We start from the raw sequence: 17,588 nt of genomic DNA on the forward strand, positions 1-17,588 counted from the left end.
TCAGGCGCTGCGGCGGGCGCGCATCGCGCGACGGCGGGCCATGGCATCGCTGCGGGCCTGCGCGCGGTCGTTTGCCGGAGCGTTGGCCGCCACCGGCGTCGCCGGTTTCGGCCCGGACTCTGCGGGGGCAATCAGCCCGCTGACGCGCCCCGCCAGGGCCGACAGCACCGGGAAGCGGAAGATATCGGTGATCGACAGCGCCTGCGCGCCCAGTTCTTCGCGGATCAGCCGGTGCGCCTGCACCGCCAGCAGCGAATGCCCGCCCAGATCAAAGAAGTTGTCGCGCCCGGTGACCGCATCCAGCCCCAGCACTCGCGCCCAGATCGCACCGATCCGCGCCTCCGTATCGGCAGAGGCCGTGGCCACGGTGACCCGCGCGACCGGGCGCGGGGTCTGTTTGGCCAGCGGCTTCACCGGGGCGGGCAGCGCGCCGCGGTCCACCTTCTTGTTCGGGGTCAGCGGAAAACGGTCCAGCCGCATGAACCGCGACGGCACCATGTAGTCCGGCAGCGCCCCGGTCAGCGCGGTCTTGAGCGCCGCCTCATCCAGCGCTGTGTCAGAGGTGTAGTAGCCGACCAGCCGCAGATCGCCCGGCAGATCCTCGCGCGCGGCGACCACGGCCTGCCGCACGCCTGTCTGCGCCTCGAGCGTCGCTTCGATCTCGCCCAGTTCGATCCGATGTCCGCGCAGCTTGATCTGGTGATCGACACGTCCGACGAAATCGATCCGCCCGTCGGCGCGGCGCGTGACCAGGTCGCCAGTGCGGTACATGCGGCCCGAATGGAACGGATTGGGCAGGAATCGTTCCGCCGTCAGCTCGGGCCGGTTCCAATAGCCGCGCGTGACGCCGTCACCGCCGATCCACAGCTCGCCCGGTACGCCGACGGGCACCGGCTGCTGATCCTCGTCCAGAACGTAAAGCTGGGTGTTGGCGATGGGAGTGCCGATATTGACCACGCTGTCGCTGGCCCGCGCCGGTTCGGTCGAGGACCAGATCGTTGTTTCGGTCGGCCCGTACATGTTGGTGATCGTCGCGTCGGTCAGGCCGTTGAACTCCGCCACCAGCGCGCCGGGGAGCGGTTCGCCCCCCAGCATCAGATGCTTGACCCGGCCCAGGGCAAAGCGCGCCTCGTCGTTCATCGCGATCATCCGCGCCATCGAGGGCGTGCATTGCAGGTGGCTGACGTCATGGCGCAGGATTTGAGCGGCGATCGAGAAATCATCCGCAGGCAGTTCGGTGTTCTGGTTGGCGCGCGCGCATACCTCGGCCAGAGGCTTCAGCCCTTCGAGCACCAGATCGGGCGCGATGCCATAGTCGATCAGGCAGGCGATTTCGCCGACGCCGATCTTCTTGAGCGCCTCGGTTCGGGCCAGCGCATCCTCGACGGTGCCGAAAAGGCCCGAATCGTTGAAATACCGCTCGAAGGCGAAATCGAGGATGCCTTCAAGCTCGTCCTCGTCCAGCGACCCAAGATCCAGTTCGAACGCGTTCTTGACGCCTTCGGGTTTCTTGAACGCCGGGAACGCCCAGGCGTATTGCTTGATCAGCCCGGCGGCAGAGCGCAGGTAGCCCTTCATCGGCTCGCGGGCGATTTCGCGCGCGTCCTCGCGGGTGTCCGCCAGGCAAGTGTGCAGCATCAGCGTGACGGTGAAATCGGCCGGATCATATCCGGCCTCGCGCAGGGCGGCATGGTAGATCTTGATCTTGCCCGCGACCTCATCGACCGACTGGCCCAGCAGGTGGGTCAGCACATTGGCGCCAAGGCGCCCGGCCTCTTTCCAGGTTTCGGGGTTGCCGGCGGTCGTGACCCAGACCGGCAGATCCTTGGACACCGGACGCGGCTGCGTGACGACGGCATGCAGGCTGCCGTCCTTGCGCGGGAATGCGACCTCCTCCCCGGCCCAGAGCTTGCGCAGGGTGGTGATGCTGTCGATCATCGCGGTCTTGTTGTCGGGCGGCGAATTTTCCGGGCGCAGCACGAAATCGTCGGGCTGCCAGCCGCTGGCAATGGCCATGCCCGCGCGCCCGTTGGTCAGGTTGTCGATCACCGCCCATTCCTCGGCGATGCGGGCGGGATGATGCAGGGGGGCGACGCAGGATCCGGCGCGCACGCCGATGTTTTTCGTCAGCCCCGCAACGGCGGCCCCGGTGACCGACGGATTCGGGTAGGGCCCGCCGAAGGCGTGGAAATGCCGTTCGGGCGTCCAGACCGCGACGAATCCTTTTTCGTCGGCGAACTTCGCGCCTTCCAGCAGCGTCTTGTACTTGTCCGGGCCGACGCCGTCGTCGTTGCCCCAGTAGTACAGCGAAAATTCCATACCGCCAGTGACCGGCAGCGGCCCGTTGGAGATCAGCCCGCGGTCGGCATCCGAGCTGAGCACGACCTTGAAGCCGCGCGCGGTGGCATAGAAAAGCTCGAGCACGGAGATGTCGAACGACAGCGACGTGACCGCAAGCCAGGTCCCGCCCGCATCATGCGCCACCCGCTGGTCCATTCCGGCATAGAAGTTGGCGACGTTGCGGTGTTCGATCATCACGCCCTTGGGCTTTCCGGTCGAACCGGAGGTGTAGATAAGATAGGCCAGATCCTCCGTGCCGGAGGTGTCGGGCAGGTTGTCCGCCGCCGCCTCAGCTATGCGGGGGTCGGTATCCAGCACCAGTACCTGCGCGTCATGTCGCGGCAGATCGGCCTGCAACCCGTCCTGCGTCACGATCACCGACGCGCCGCTGTCTGCGATGAAATGCGCCAGCCGGTCGGCGGGATAGCCCGGGTCCATCGGCAGATAGGCCCCGCCTGCCTTGAGGATCGCCAGCGCGCCGACCATCAGGTCGATGCCGCGTCGGGTGCACAGGCCCACGACCCTGTCGGGCCCCACGCCCATGTCCCGCAGCACCCGTGCGGCCCGGTTGGCGCGGGCGTTGAGCTCGGCATAGCTCAGGCTTTGGTTTTCAATTACCAGCGCGGTGGCGTCCGGCGTGCGGGCCGCCTGCGCCTCGAACGCGCGGTGCATGGTCAGGGCGGTGTCATACTCCGTCGCGGTATCGTTCCAGGCGTTCAGCACCAGATCGCGTTCGGCCACCGGCAGACGGGGTAGATCGCCCAGCGGCACATCATCGGGCGCGGCGGCAAGCGCGTCGATCCGCGCGGCAAGAAGGCCCGCAAGCTCGGGCGTGACGGCGCCGGTATCGTGATGCAGCGTCGCGCCCTGGTCCGACAGTTCGACGGTGAGCGCGGCACCGGCCACCGGGCCTGCGTTCAGCGACAGCGCGATGTCGGGCGTGACAAGCTGCCCGATCGCCGGATCGCGCAGCGGCAGGTCGGCGGCAAAGCCCAGATGCTTTTCCGCCTGTGTCACGGCCTCTGCCATGTCGTGCGCGAGCGTGGCCAGGTTCGGGCTGTCCGTCACGCGCAGGGGCAGCCATGCGCTGACCATGCCGGCGGAAGCATGGCTGCGCAGCGCGGCGGTCGTGAGTGCCAGATCGCACGGCCCAGCCATTTGCAGGACCCAGGCGGCGACGGTGGCGGCCGTGACACCTTCTGCCAGAGGCAGCGTGGCGGTCGTGCCCTGCGCCATGCCGCGGCCATTGACCCCGGCGGGGGTGAAGGCCTGCAGCCGCTTGCGCCAGAAACCGTCATGGCGGATCACCTCGGGCGGGGTCGCCTTGGCGTCGGCCCCAAGGACCTGCCCCACCTCGAACATCTTCGTCGCAGCAACCGCGCGCCCCGCATCGTCGCGCAAACCCGACATCACCAGCGCGCCCTGCGCGCAGGCGATGGTCACGCTGGCGTCCGTTACGTCGATCACCGTGCCGGGGGCCGCCTGCGCCTGCGCCAGCCGCGCGCTGCCAACGTGGACCACCGCTTCCTCAACCACGATCTTCGCGGTGCAGAGCGGGTTCCAGTACCCGCCGTGATCCAGCGCCCGGATCAGCCGCTCCTGCGTGTCGGCGGTGGCCGCAAAATCCAGCATGCCCCCCTTTTGCGGACGGTCGTCGCGGGCGTGATAGCTGCGCTTGCTCAGATCCTGCGCACGCCTTTCCGGCGCGCCGGTTTCCAGCGCCACGCACAGCGCGTCGAACGATTCGATCCCGGCGGCAAAGCATTTGGTGTTCAGCGTCAGCGCGGTTTCGCCGGGGGCGATGTCAAAGAGCCGTTGTTCCAGAATGTCGCCTTCGTCGATGCCGCCCTCGATCATATGCCAGGTGATGCCATGGCGCGCCTCGCCCTCGACCAGCGCCCAGACCGGCGCGTTGAGGCCCGCGTGTCGCGGCAATGGCCCGTCATGAAAGTTCACCGCTCCCTTGGCGGGCAGGTCCAGCACGGCCTGCGGGATGATGTCGAGGTTGGCGATGCTGAGCAGCCAGTCGCAGCGCAGCCCGCCCAACCGCTCCGCCAGGCCCGGCCCCGCGTCGACGACCCGAACCCCCTGCCCGCGCGCCCAGCCCGCCACGTCGGCGTTGCGCGTCACGAGCGCAGCAAGCCTGTGTCCGCGCGCCAGCAGGCGTTCGGCGCATTGCTGCGTCAGGGATTCGTTGCCGATCACGATGGCGGTGAAACTGGCCATGAGATTACTCCGGTTTGGGTCTTAGGAGCGTCGCCCGCTGCGGCGACGCCTGTCGCGCGCCCGGTGTCGACCGAAGAAGCGCGCGCAGATCGTGCAGGATCAGACCGCGCAGGAAATGCGGCGGATCGGCGGGGGGCTTGCGCTGGATCACCCGCCGAAGACGCCACAAAATCCCGCCCGTAACATGCGCGAGGCTCGCCAGTGCCGCATAGCCGCGGCCGTGGTTCTTGCTGAAATAGTGCCAGCGGCTGTCGAACCAGTAGGACGGCATGCGCGTCCAGGTCTTCATGCCGGTGGACACAGATCCGATATGCTCGACCGCGCTTTCGCGGACATAATGCGTCTCGAAGCCGGCGCGGGCGGCGCGCAGGCAAAGGTCGGTTTCCTCGAAATAGAGAAAGAACGTCTCGTCAAATAGGCCGATCCGCTCCAGCACCTTGGCCCGCATCAACATCGACGCGCCCGCCAACCAATCGACGCGCTGCGTGTCCTTCGGCACGCCGATAGGGACGGCGCGTTCGGACAACAGCCGCGACAACGGGCCGAACCGCGCCGCCCCTTCCAACTCGGACAGCACGGTCGGAAAGCGGAAGGCGGTGACATGCGCGTCACCCTCGGGCCCGTGAATATAGCTGCCCGCAAATCCGGCCTGCGGATGCGCCTGCAGATGGCTGCGCAGGGTCCGGATCGCATCGGGCGCAGGAAAGGCATCCGAGTTCAGGATGTAGATGTAATCGGGCGTGCCGCCGCCCTTGAACCCCGCGCGGATGCCAAAGTTGTTGCCCGCGCCGAAGCCGCCGTTGTGGCCCGACTGGATCACGCGGATGGGCGCGCCATGCGCCCATTCGGCGCTTTGCAGACCGGTTGCGATCTTGTCGAACGACCCGTCGCCGCTGTCGTTGTCGACGATCACCACCTCGCCCGCGATCCCCTCCATCGCGCGCAACGCCGCACGGGCCGACCGCAGGGTCATGTCGGCGGTGCGGTAGTTCAGCAAGACGGTGAGCACGCTGTGGTCCATGGCGCTACTCCGCCGCCCGGCGCGGATCGAATTCGATGATCTGGCCCATGTCGCCCGCCTGCGCTTCGGCGGCGACGATCTCTTCGCGCATCTGCGCGGCCAGCACCCGCACGTTGGGTTCCAGCACCATGCTGTCGTGATCGCCCGGCACCTCGTGCACGGTGATGCGCGGGGCGTGCTGGGTCCAGTCGTTGTCGGGCAGGACATAGGCGCGGTCGGCATCGACCATGCGCCCGTCACCGACAGTCCAGTGGCCCTGCTGCGGCGGCCGGAAGAGCGCAAGGCGGCCATCCCAGGGCCTGACCTGATACTGCGCCACGGCACCCAGGAACGCCGCCTCGATCGCGGCATTGTGGAAGGCGTGTTCCGTCGCGCTTTGCTGGTATCCCTTCTGGCGCTTGCGCAGTTCCCAGCGCAGGCGGTTGCGCGCCCATGTCAGCGGATAGAGTGGCCCCTTGCGGCGCAGTTCCTGCAACTGGATCAGCAGCCTGTCCCGCCCGGTCAGCGGACGGCGTTGCGGCAGCGGGGTATCCAGCATCACGATCTGCGCGACCTCGTCACCCATGGCGCGCAATTGTTGCGCGATCTCGTAGGCGGTGATGCCGCCGCCAGAAAATCCGCCCACCATATAGGGGCCTTCGGGCTGCACCTGCTTCATCTCGGCGATGTAGTCGCGCGCGGCGTCCGGGATGGTCTGGTGCGGGGCCTCGTCGCCATAAAGGCCGCGCGCCTGCAGGCCATAGAACGGCCGGTCGCTGCCCAGAAGATGCGCGAGATGCCGCAGGTTCAGCACGTTGCCGAACATGCCCGCGACCAGGAAGAACGGCGTGCGCGATCCACCTTCGCCGTCGTGCATGGCAACCAGATGCTTGTAACGGCGTTCGGGCGCGCGGGGGCTGGCCGGGGTGTCGCCGGTGTCGGTGTCGCTGGCACCTGTGCGCTCGGCGATAAGTGCGGCGCATTTGCGGATCGTCGGCGCTTCGAACAGGATCGAGATGGGGAAATCGACGCGGTATGCCTTTTTGACCATGGAAAACAGCCGCACCGCGATCAGCGAATGCCCGCCAAGGTCGAAAAAGCTGTCCTCGACCCCCGGGTCGGAAACCCCCAACAGCTCTTGCCAGAACCCGGCCAAGGTGCGTTCGATGTCATTCGCGGGTGCCACGTAATCGCCATCGAGCTGCGGGCGGTCGAATTTCTGAGCCTCGCCCGCCTCGGCGGTACTGGCGGCGGTCTGCCGGGTCAGCGCATCCAGATCCATCGACGACACGACGATCTGGCTATGGCCCAGTCCCATCGCACGCTGGAACGCCACGACGCCTTCGTGGGGCAGGATGCCCTGCGTGAGATTGTGATGCAGCCGTTCCTCGGCCGCGGAAAGCGGTTGCGACGTGCCGTCGGCGGCATCGTCGAATTCCACCTCTGCGGCGGTCAGGCGCGGCGGGGCGGCCAGAACGGCGATGTCGTCAAGCCGCCGGATGGTAAAGCCGCGGATCTCCACGCAGACGGTGCCGTCGGGGGCGGCCAGCGTGACGTCGAAGCTGGCGGATTCCGCGCCTGAGTGATTTTCCCCCGCGTTGCGCACCCACGAAACGATGCGGGAAGGCAGCGGGTGATAGACCCGCACGCGATCATAGGACACCGGCGCCCAGAGATGCGTTGGGGTGTAGCCCGCGATCAGTTCCATCGCCCAGCCGGTGGCGATGTCCAGCAGCGCGGGGTGCAGCACGAACCCGGCATCTTCCTGCGCGGCGGCGGGCAGCGACAGCGTGGCAATGCCTTCGCCCTGCCCCAGCGCGCGGGTGTCGAGCACCTTCCAGCGCGGACCGAAATTCAGATGCACCTCCTGGGCCGACCGCAGCTTGCCGCCATTGGCATGCGCCTCTTCGGCACCGCAGCGGGCGCGGATGGCGGCGATGTCCAGTTGCCGCGGCTGCGGCATCGGGGTCAGCGCAATCTGCGCCTGCGCGGTCAGGCAGCGCCCTTCGCGGCCTTGAAGGGTGCAGTCGGCCAGCACCTCGAGCCCGTAGCCCACGTCCTGCCGGGAGAGCCGAAGCGTCACCCCGCGGCTTTGCCCCTTGGCCACGTGCAGCGGACGCAGGAAGGTGAAATCACGCAGCTCGAACGCGCCGGTTTCGCGCTGCGCGCGCAGCGCATGGGCCGCCAGCGTCAGATAGCCGGTGCCGGGCAACAGCGCGTCGCCCTGCGCGGTCCGGTGTTCGTCGATGATCCAGTCATCCTCGGAGAATTCCGCATGGAACAGGCGGTTTCCGGCAGCGTCAAAGGTTGCCGTGTCGATCAGCGGCTGACCTGCGTCGCTGACCGGGATGTCGGGCATGTCGCCGGTGCGGCTGGCCACGGCTTCGGCGGCCATGCCGACCTCGTTCCAGATGCCCCAGTTTATCGCGGTGACCTGTGTGGCCCCGCCGCGACGCGAGGCGGCAAAGGCGTTGAGGTATTCGTTCGCCGCGACGTAATCCACCTGACCGGCAGGCGCCGTGACGGTGGAGGAGGAGCTGAAGAGCGCGATCCAGTCGACCGATCCGTCGGGGAAGAGCTGGTCGAGCACCTGCGTGCCGTGGATTTTCGGGGTGAACACATCCTCGACCGAGGACGGGGATTTCGCCAGAAGCGGCGCGTCGGCGATGACGCCCGCGCCGTGAATGACGCCGGTGATCCGCCCGAATTCCCCGGTCGCGGCATCGACGGCGCGGCGCATCTGCGCCAGATTGCAGACATCGGCGGCCGCGACGCGCACCGTGGCGCCTGCCTTTTCCAGCCCCAGAACCGCGCGGATACGGCGGGCGGTGCTGTCCTGAGGGGCGTGCCGGGCCAGGTAGTCGGGCCAGTCCCGGCGGTCGGGCAAAGTACCGCGCGCGATAAGCACAAGGTTGGCGCCCTTCGCGGCAAAGTCCTGCGCCAGCGTCAGGCCGATGCCGCCAAAACCCCCGGTGATCAGGTAGGTGCCGTTCTGCGGGGTTGGGCGTGCGGCGCTGGCGGGCAAGGGCGCCGGTTTCATCGCGCATTCGAACCGCCGGTCACCGCGCAGCGCCGCAATGGTCTGGCCGGGGTCGGCCATCAGATCCTCGAGCACGCGACCCGCGAGCGTATCGAGCGCCGCCCCCTGCGCCGCCTGCGCCTGCCCGCGTTTCCAGAACGGCAGGCTTGGCATGGCGGGCAGTTCAACATCCAGCGTTGCCACGGTGACGCCCGGCAATTCGCGCGGGATCACCCGCGCCGGGCCCGCGATGGTCGCCTTGCCGGGATAGGCCAGTGGTTCGTCGCGCACCTGTGCGGCACCGTTGGTCACCACGGTCATGTGCAGCGGGCGCGGCAGGTTCTCGTCTGCGATCGCCTGCGCGAGGAACATCAGGGCATAGAAGCCCTGTTCCTGCACCCGGTGGAAAAAGCTCGACCCCGGGCGGTGGCTTTCATCCGCCGTGAGCATCCAGAACTGCGCCACGCGGGTCGGTACATGGCCCTGCCGCAGCAAATCCTGCACCAGCTGATCGTACCCCTCGCGCCCGCGTTCGGGGGCCAGCAGATAAGACGTCTCGCTCAGCCGGGCAAAGCTGTCGCCGGGGCGCACCTCGATGACCGCGTGGCCCGCGGCGGTCAGCCGGGCGGCGCAGCGCGCGGCGATGCCCGCGTCGTCCATGAACATCAGCCAGGTTTGCGGCTCGGCATCGGCCAGCCCTTCGGCCACGTCGACCTCGGCCTGGGCGGACCGGGGGCGCCAGACCGGCTTCCATCCCCAGCCCGAAATATCGTCGCTGCGCATCAGGTACTGCGGCGCGGTATCGGCCTGCGCGGCACCGGGCGCGATAAAGTACGGCGCGCGCTGGAAGGCGTAGGTGGGCAGCGGCACGCGGTGACGCTCTGCATCGCCCCAGACCTGCTCCCAGTCGAAATCGGCCCCAAGCGCCCAAAGGCGGCCCAGCACCTCGAACATGTGCTTGTCGTCGGGGATCACGTCCTCGGGGTGGCGCAGCGACGACAGGACCTGCTGGCCGGGAACTGCGCCATGCTGGCGGGTCAGCGCCGACAGCGCCTTGCCCGGCCCGACCTCGAGGAAGATCCGGTTGTCCCGGGCCAGTGCGCCGATGCAATCGGCAAACTGCACGGTGCCGCGTAGATGCTGCACCCAGTAATCCGGGTCGGTCGCCTGGGCATCGGTCATCATCTGGCCGGTGCGGTTCGAGGTCAGCGGGATCTGCGGTGCGGACAACGTAATGCTTTGCAGATAGGCACGGAACCGGTCGAGGATCGTGTCGAGCATGCGCGAATGCGCGGCGATGTCGATGGCGATGCGCTGGCAGTCGATATCTCGTGCCCTGAGCACGGCCTCAAGTCGGTCAAGCGCGACCTGCGGGCCGGAGGCGACCGAAAGTTCGGGCGCGTTGACAGCACCAAGATCAAGATCGCCCCCCAGCAGCGGGCGCAGTTTGTCAGCGGGCAGGCTGACCGAGAGCATGCCGCCCTCGGGCATGGTGTCGAACAGCTGGCCGCGCAGATGCACGAGGCCGATGCAATCCTCGAACGACATCACGCCTGCGACGCAGGCGGCGGTGTTTTCGCCCATGGAATGCCCGGCAAGGGCGGCGGGCGTGATGCCCCAGGACATCCAGAGCTGCGCCAGCGCGTATTCCACGATCATGATCAGCGGCAGTTGCAGCGACGGACGGGTGAGCACCTCATCGGCCCGGTGCCGGTCCTCTTCGGCGGGCAGCCACAGCGCGCGGATATCCGCGTCCGTCAGGGTGCCAAGGTGATCGAGCCCGGCATCCATCCACTCGGCAAAGACCGGTTCGGTCTCGTACAGGTCGCGGGCCATCCCGGCATATTGCGCCCCGCCCCCTGGGAACAGGAAAGCGATGTCAGGATCGGCCAGCGCGGTGTGGCTGTGCACCCGGCGCGGCGCATCGGTGGAAAGCAGGGTCGCTGCCTCCTCTGCGGTTTCCGCCACCACGATCCGGCGCTTTTCAAAGGCGCGCCGCCCCTCTTTCAGAGTCCAGGCCACATCGGAGAGGGGCTGTTCGGGATGCGCGCGCAGATGCGCGGCCAGCCGCTTGGCATTGTCGTCCAGCGCCTGTTTCGACCGGCCCGACACCGTGAGGATCTGGAACGGCCAGTCGCTGGCCCCGGATGCGCCGCGCGCCGGTGCCTCTTCCAGCACCGCATGCGCGTTGGTGCCGCCGACGCCCAGGGAATTGACGCCCGCGCGGCGCGGATGCGCCCGCTGAGGCCAGTCCGCCAGCCGGTCGTTGACGCGGAAGGGCGAGGCGTCGAAATCGATGGCAGGATTCGGTGCCTCGTACCCCAGCGACGGCGGCATCTGCCGGTTGTGCAGCGCAAGGCTGGTCTTGATCAGCGACGCGACGCCCGCTGCCGTGTCCAGATGGCCGATGTTGGTCTTGACCGATCCGATGCGGCAGAACCCCCTGGCATCGGTCGTCTGGCCGAACGCCTGTGACAGCGCCGCAACCTCGATCGGGTCGCCCAGATAGGTGCCGGTGCCGTGGCATTCCACATAGTCCACGGTGTCGGCGGAAATGCCAGCGACCGCCTGTGCCTCGGCGATGGCCTGGGCCTGTCCGTCGACCGACGGCGCCAGATACCCGGCCTTGGCCGCGCCGTCGTTGTTGACCGCCGTGCCCTTGATCACCGCCCAGATGTGATCGCCGTCCGCGACCGCATCCGCGAGGCGCCGCATAACCACGACCCCCGCGCCCGATCCGAAGACCGTGCCCTGGGCGCGGTGATCGAAGGCATGGCACTCGCCATCCGGGCTGAGGATTTCGTTTTCCTTATAAAGATAGCCGCGCCCCTGCGGCAGTTCGATGGTCACGCCGCCCGCCAGGGCCATGTCGCATTCGCCGTTCAGCAGTGCCTGCGCGGCATAATGCGTCGCGACAAGCGAGGTCGAACAGGCGGTCTGCAGGTTGATCGAAGGGCCGTGCAGGTCGAGCACATGGCTGAGCCGCGTGGTCATGAAATCCTTGTCGTTTCCGGTGTGGCGCAACAGAAACATGCCGGTGTTGTCCACCAGGTCGGGGTTCGAGCAGACGTTGAAATAGAAATAGCTGCCCATGCCGCAGCCGCCGAACACGCCGACCTGCCCGTCAAAGGTGTCGGGCACGTGACCGGCGTTTTCCAGCGCCTCCCAGGCGCATTCCAGAAACTGGCGGTGCTGCGGGTCCATGATCGCCGCCTCTTTCGGCGACAGGCCGAAGAAATCCGCATCGAACATCTCGAACCCGTCGAGTGGGGCGGCGAACGGAACGTAGTTCTTGTGCCGCATCAGGCCGGGGTTTTCGCCCGCCTCGCGCAGCTCATCCTCGGACAGGCGACGGATCGACGACACGCCGTCGCGCAGATTGCGCCAGTAGGCGGCGATGGACGCCGCACCGGGCAAATGCGCAGCCATGCCGACAATGGCAATGTCGGTATCACTTATGGTCGCATCGATGTGATCAACAGACATTCGGAACAGACCCCGCCACTCACTGAACACCCAATTCGTTAACGTCGAATTGAGGAGGAATTGCGGCGATTTCTGGGCTTCCTCCTCGGACTTGCCGCATTTTACCGCCAAATCGCGCCCACTGTATATGGGGGTGAGGCAATGCGTAGACTACGGGGAATTGTCACGATCCTGGAAACCCCGCGCGGCCGGGCAAAGGGCGCTCGGCGCTCAGGCTCCGGCGGCGATCAGCGCGGCCACGGCGCCCCAGTTCAGCCATAGCGCCAGCCCGCCCAGCCCCAGCCCGAAGACCGCGAAAACCCCGTCGTGCAGCGGGTCCCAGGCCCCCATGCGGATGGCGAGCCAGACCACCACCGGATAGACCAGCAACACCGCCATGCCCTGGCCGGTCAGCGCCCCGATCAGGCCCGCCGCCTCGAACCCGATCAGCAGGCCCGCGATCATCAGCACCGCACGCGCCGCCGCCAGCACGAAGAACCGCTTGGAATCGCCTGCGGCCAGCGCCGCCTGATCGTAGGTCAGCACGATGATCTGCGGGATCTGGATGCAGCCGATCAGCACCACGACGGCGCCCGCCATGGCATAGCGCGGGTCATACAGCAGCGTGACCAGCCAGTCGCCCAGCGCCGCAAAACCACCCACGAGCAACAGCAGCGCAAAGCTGAGCAGAAAGCGCATGCGGCGCAGCTTGAGGAAATTGTCGCGGCTCTCGCGGGGCGGGCGTTCGCGGTAGATCGGAATCAGCACCTTGCGCGTCACCATGCCGCCCAGCAGCAGCGGGAAGGAAGCGAGGAAAAAGCCGATGTTGTAGACCCCGAACATGTCGAGCGGCAGGTATTTCCCGACGATGAGCTTGTCGCTTTGCAGGAACAGGAAGCCGCAGACCGTGGACAGAAATATCCATTTGCCGAAATGCACCAGTTCCTGCACCGCCGCGGGTTCCCAGCAAAAGCGGTTCGGCTCTCCGGGCAGGTAGCGGTTGTAAAGCACCAGGACCGCCACGGCGCTGACCAGCCCGCTGATCACCAAAGACCAGACCGATCCGGTGAGCCAGGAAAGGACCACCGCCACGAAAATACCCAGCACCTGCGCCAAAAGGTCGAGCGCGGTCAGCCGCCCCAGCACAAGATGGCGGTTGGCGGTGTCCATTCGCGTCGGGTTGAAGCCTTGGATGATCAGCGTGAGGCTGGCCACCGGCAGCAGGTACATCAGCTGCGGCTCGCCATAGAACTGCGCCATCGGCCAAGCCAGCGCGCAGGCCGCGAGCCACAGGCACCCGCCCCGGATCGCCTGGATCGTCCAGGCGGTGTTGAGGAAATCGCGGTCGTCACCGCGTTTGCTTTGCATGATGGCCGGTGTGACGCCCACGTCCGAGAACATCGCCAGCCCCTGCATGAAGACGGCGATCAGCGCCATCATCCCGAACGCTTCGGGAAAGAGCAGCCGCGTCAGGATCAGGTTCGACGCCAACCGGATCACCTGGCTGCCGCCGAAGCCGCCCACGGTCACCAGCGACCCGCGCAGAGCGCGCGCGCTCAGGCTTCCACCGCGCATGCGAGAGAGCACGCCGATCATCGGCCCCGGCTCCAGCCCGAGGCGCGGCCGCGCGTCAGCCTGCTGGCCAGTGCGACGCCGGAATAGACTGCAAAGCCCACGGGGTCGCGCAGCGCCATGCTTAGCTTTTCCGAGGTCGGAAAGGCGGGTTTGTCGTCATTGGCCAGAAGGGCGGGGTAATCGGTGGCGATCTCGTCGACTCCGACATCCTGACGGCGCCGCACCTTGACAAGATTTTCCCATCCTTCGACCAGGGGCCAGTCATAGCTAGCGGCGGCCGACACCCTTTCACCCGGCGCGAAGTGCAGCCGCACGAAGGTGTCGTCGGAAATGATCTGCGGGAAGGTGCCCCAGCGGGCGCGACCCGCTGCATTGACCGCAAAAAGCCCGCAGCCCGGCACGCCGTGGCGCATGAAAGGCACCTGCCGGTAAATGCGAGCATAGGCGCGCGCGGCCCGGCCACGGGCGGTGATGCGCACCTGTCCGCTGGCATAGCGCGGCGCGTCGGTGTCGAGCAGTCGGTAAAGATCGTGCAACAGCGGAGGGCTGACGGTCACGTCGGCGTCCAGATAGGCGCGGATCGGCGCGGTCGCCGCCGCGTCGCCTGCGTTGAGGGCTGCGAGCTTGCCACCCTCGGCCCGGTCGAGGACCACGAGCGACCAGTCGCGTGCGGCGAACCGGGGCGCAAAGCCGCGTGCCAGCTTGGTGGTGTCGTCGGTGCAGCCGTTGGCGATCACGATGACCTCGACCCGCGAACCGGGCCAGTCCGAGGCGCAAAGCGCGGTCAGGCAGCCGCCGATCAGCGCCGCCTCGTTGCTGGCCGGAATCAGCACGCTGATCATCGGCATATCCGCCCCCGTCACCTGGTCAAATCACCGGCCTGCCTGTGCAAACCGCCACCGTTGGCGCGGCTATGCCACCACAAGATGGCCAAAGAAAGGAAATCCGCCGGTTTTGCGGGGTCGCGACCGATCAAAGCCCGCCGTCAAGGCGCAGTTCGGCCCCGGCGTCGTCAAAGGCGACAACCTCGATCCCGGCCAGATAGGTCGTGCCCTGCGCCCCATTGGCGAGGGTCAGCGGCCCTTCGCTGCTGATCTGGTAATCGTCCGGTGTGCCGGGCAGGATCGCGCGGTCTTGTCCCGGGCCGCCGTGCAGATGATCGGCACCGCCGTTGGAAATCAGGACGTCGGCACCGGCGCCGCCCAGCAAGATATCCTCTTGCGCAGTGCCGGTCAGGGTTTCACCGCCCGGCCCGGCCTGCCGCATCACGCCGTCGGCAAAGGCGGCGAGGTCGCGATCTTCCCAATCGGCGGGGGCGGTGGCGTTGTGGGCCATAAGCACATCCCAGCGCGGGTTGGCATCGTCCAGATGCCGCAACGCGCCCCAGCTGCCCCATTTCGTCGGCGTGGCAACGTCGACAAAGGCATTGAAAAGCCGCCCGCCGGTGTCGATCCAGCCTGCCAGAAGCTCCTGATAGAGACCGGCCATTTCCGAGCTGTAGCTGAAAGCAGTCAGAAAATCCGTCATCCGCGCATCTTCGATGAGGGCTCCCTGCCCGATGGCATGTGTGCCGCCCTCGTACATGATCAGTTGCAGACCGGCGGCGCGCGCCGCCTGCGCGTGGTGCGGCCAAAGATCGGTCAGCAGGTCCCGAAGCGAGCCGGTGCGCAGCGCCTCTGCCGCTGGGGCGAACGCCGCGTCGAAGCGGCGCGGCTTCACGTATTCGCGCAGGGCTACGCGGCGCAGGCCCTCTGCCGCCCCGGCGCGGGTCGCCTCGGCTTCGGCGGTGTCGAGCCAGCCGTTGATCTGCGCGGCGGTGTCGGGCGTGGCAAAGCCATGGCCGAAATAGCCCGACACCGCGTAGGCGTCGAAACTGTCCTGCGGGGTGCGGCCCAGTTCCAGCCAGGCGAGCGGCGCCATCAGCACCTGCTCTTCCAGACCGGGCCAGCCGGTGTGCATGGCGGTGACCCGCACCAGCCGGTCGGGGCTGCCATCGAAGACCTCGGTGAAAATGTCCATGACCTGCGCCGCGCGCAGGCCGTAGAACTGCATCCAGCCGCTGTCGCTGGGCCCCCAGCGCGACTCGGCCCGGGCCTGGGCCCATTGCGCCTGCGGAAAGATGAAGTTCCAGACCTCGTTGGAATATTCGACATAGGCCTTGAGCCGGGGATCGAGGCCGGTTTTGACTGCCTCGGCAAAGGCGCGGACGTAAGCGTCGTCGGCCATGTGCGGCAAGGTGAACCAGGGATCGGCGCCGATCTGGTTGGCAAGCTTCAGCATCACCTCGATCGGCACGCCACGCCGGGTATAGGTGACATCGCCGGGGCGGGGCCGGTCGTCCCAGACTTGCTGATCCGATCCGTTGGTTGCCATCCAGTCCATGAACCGCAGCGCCCGCAAATCGGCGATGCGGCGGGTCCAGTCGGGATTGAAGATCACCCCCGCCTCGAGCAGGGGCAGGTGATCCTCATGCACGACCCGGATGTTATGGATCGGATCGTCGGGATCGGTGGCGCGGATCGCGACGCCCACCAGCCCGTCACCGGGAGTGTAGGAAAACGACGCCTCGCCGGGGCCAAAGAACTGCTGGCGCGCGCGTCCCGTCAGGGCCAGTTCGCCTTTGCCGTCATAGCGCACGATGTAGCGGCCTTGCAGATACTCCGCCTCTTCGGGCTGGTCGGTGAGGATCAGCGCCTCGATCCGGTCGATGCCGTCGGGGATGCGCAGGGGCCAGCCATCGGCGTCGAGATAGCCGCCCTCGCGCAGCGCGTCGGCGTCCATTCCGCCCCACTGGCCAGGGGCATGACCGATCCATTCGCGCGAGGATTTCATCAGGTCGACAAAAGGATGCTGGGTCGACCAGTCGGAGATGCCGTTGAGCCCGATGGCCAGCGCGGGCAGGCCGCTGGGCCGTGCGCCGCGCGGCGGCAGGTCAAGCGCCGCCCGGATCGGCTGAAGCGCCGGGGGGCGCACCTCTTCGGCCCTATTCCGGGCCTCATCGGTCTGGCCCGATACCGCCTGCCAGACGATCCGGCGCAGGATCGGGTAACCGTCAGCAATCATCGGGTGCAACGTGTCGGGCACCGTGAAGGTTTCCGGCGGGGCGGCCTCGAAAAAGGCGGCATAGGTGATCATCGCGGCCAGGAAATAGGTGTTCGCGGTGCCGTGCGGCGCATCGTCGGAAAAGAACTCCGTCACCGGCAATTCGGACAGCGGGGAGTTGGTCAAAAGCTCCGTCAGGATGCGGGACACCGGGATCAGGCGGATGTCGTCGCCGGGGCGGGCGTCGCGCAGCGCCGCGACATAATCGTCGTACCATTCGGCATAATCGCCGGAGTTGAACCGGTAGTAGCGCCGCAGCTGCCGCGCGCTTGGGGGAAAGCTGCGCACGAAGCTTTCCATGTCGGCCCAGCCTTCGTAGATGAAATAGCGCGCGTCCGGTCCCGCATCCGCCGCGTCGAAGGCCGCAAGCGTCGCGCCAAGCGGTGTGACATTGCCGGGATTGTCCCATTCGTAGGGCAGATCGGGCGCGCGGTACTGGATGAAGTTCTCGGGGTTCAGAAGGATCGTGTCGACGCCAGCATCGGAAAAGCCCTGACCGCGGCCGATGCGCAGACGGTCCACCCCCGGAAAGCTCCAGTTGGGTTCGGGCGGCAGTTCATCCGGCAGGGCCTTGAGGAACATCCATTGGCCATCGACCGAGAACTCCTTGCCCGCGGCGTCGGCCAGCGCGTCCAGCCAGTGCGGCACGTTGGTGGCGGGATCGTCGCTGAGGTGATGCACCAGGCTGTTGGCGAACATGTAGGCGCGGACCGCGTCACGCTCCTGCGCGATGCTGGCGCCGACCGCTGCCAGCCACAGTCCAACTGCAAGAACCCCGGTTCTGAACATGCCCGCTCCTGATACGCTACGCCGCAAGGATATGGGTCGGCGTCACGTCAGCACAATGAAAATGGGCAGATC

At 67.2% G+C, this 17,588-nt stretch carries 6 protein-coding genes; all 6 read right to left on the reverse strand.

From position 1 onward, the window contains the following. Complete coding sequence (locus ACOXXX_RS09640; RefSeq protein WP_422826359.1) at positions 1-4,566, reverse strand: MupA/Atu3671 family FMN-dependent luciferase-like monooxygenase; 4,566 nt, start codon at positions 4,564-4,566, stop codon at positions 1-3. Positions 4,567-4,570: 4 nt separating this feature from the next. Continuing rightward, positions 4,571-5,587, reverse strand: a complete 1,017-nt coding sequence (locus ACOXXX_RS09645) for a glycosyltransferase family 2 protein (protein ID WP_422826360.1) — start codon at positions 5,585-5,587, stop codon at positions 4,571-4,573. Positions 5,588-5,591: 4 nt separating this feature from the next. Next, positions 5,592-12,071, reverse strand: a complete 6,480-nt coding sequence (locus ACOXXX_RS09650) for a type I polyketide synthase (protein ID WP_422826361.1) — start codon at positions 12,069-12,071, stop codon at positions 5,592-5,594. 210 nt (positions 12,072-12,281) lie between these two features. Next, a complete protein-coding gene (locus ACOXXX_RS09655) occupies positions 12,282-13,625 on the reverse strand; it encodes an oligosaccharide flippase family protein (protein ID WP_422826362.1) in 1,344 nt (447 codons plus the stop codon). A gap of 17 nt (positions 13,626-13,642) precedes the next feature. Continuing rightward, a complete protein-coding gene (locus ACOXXX_RS09660; protein WP_422826363.1) occupies positions 13,643-14,473 on the reverse strand; it encodes a glycosyltransferase in 831 nt (276 codons plus the stop codon). 124 nt (positions 14,474-14,597) lie between these two features. Further along, complete coding sequence (locus tag ACOXXX_RS09665; protein WP_422826364.1) at positions 14,598-17,516, reverse strand: calcium-binding protein; 2,919 nt, start codon at positions 17,514-17,516, stop codon at positions 14,598-14,600. Positions 17,517-17,588 lie beyond the last annotated feature (72 nt).

The organism is Thalassococcus sp. BH17M4-6 (assembly GCF_049323015.1).
Lineage (GTDB): Bacteria > Pseudomonadota > Alphaproteobacteria > Rhodobacterales > Rhodobacteraceae > Puniceibacterium.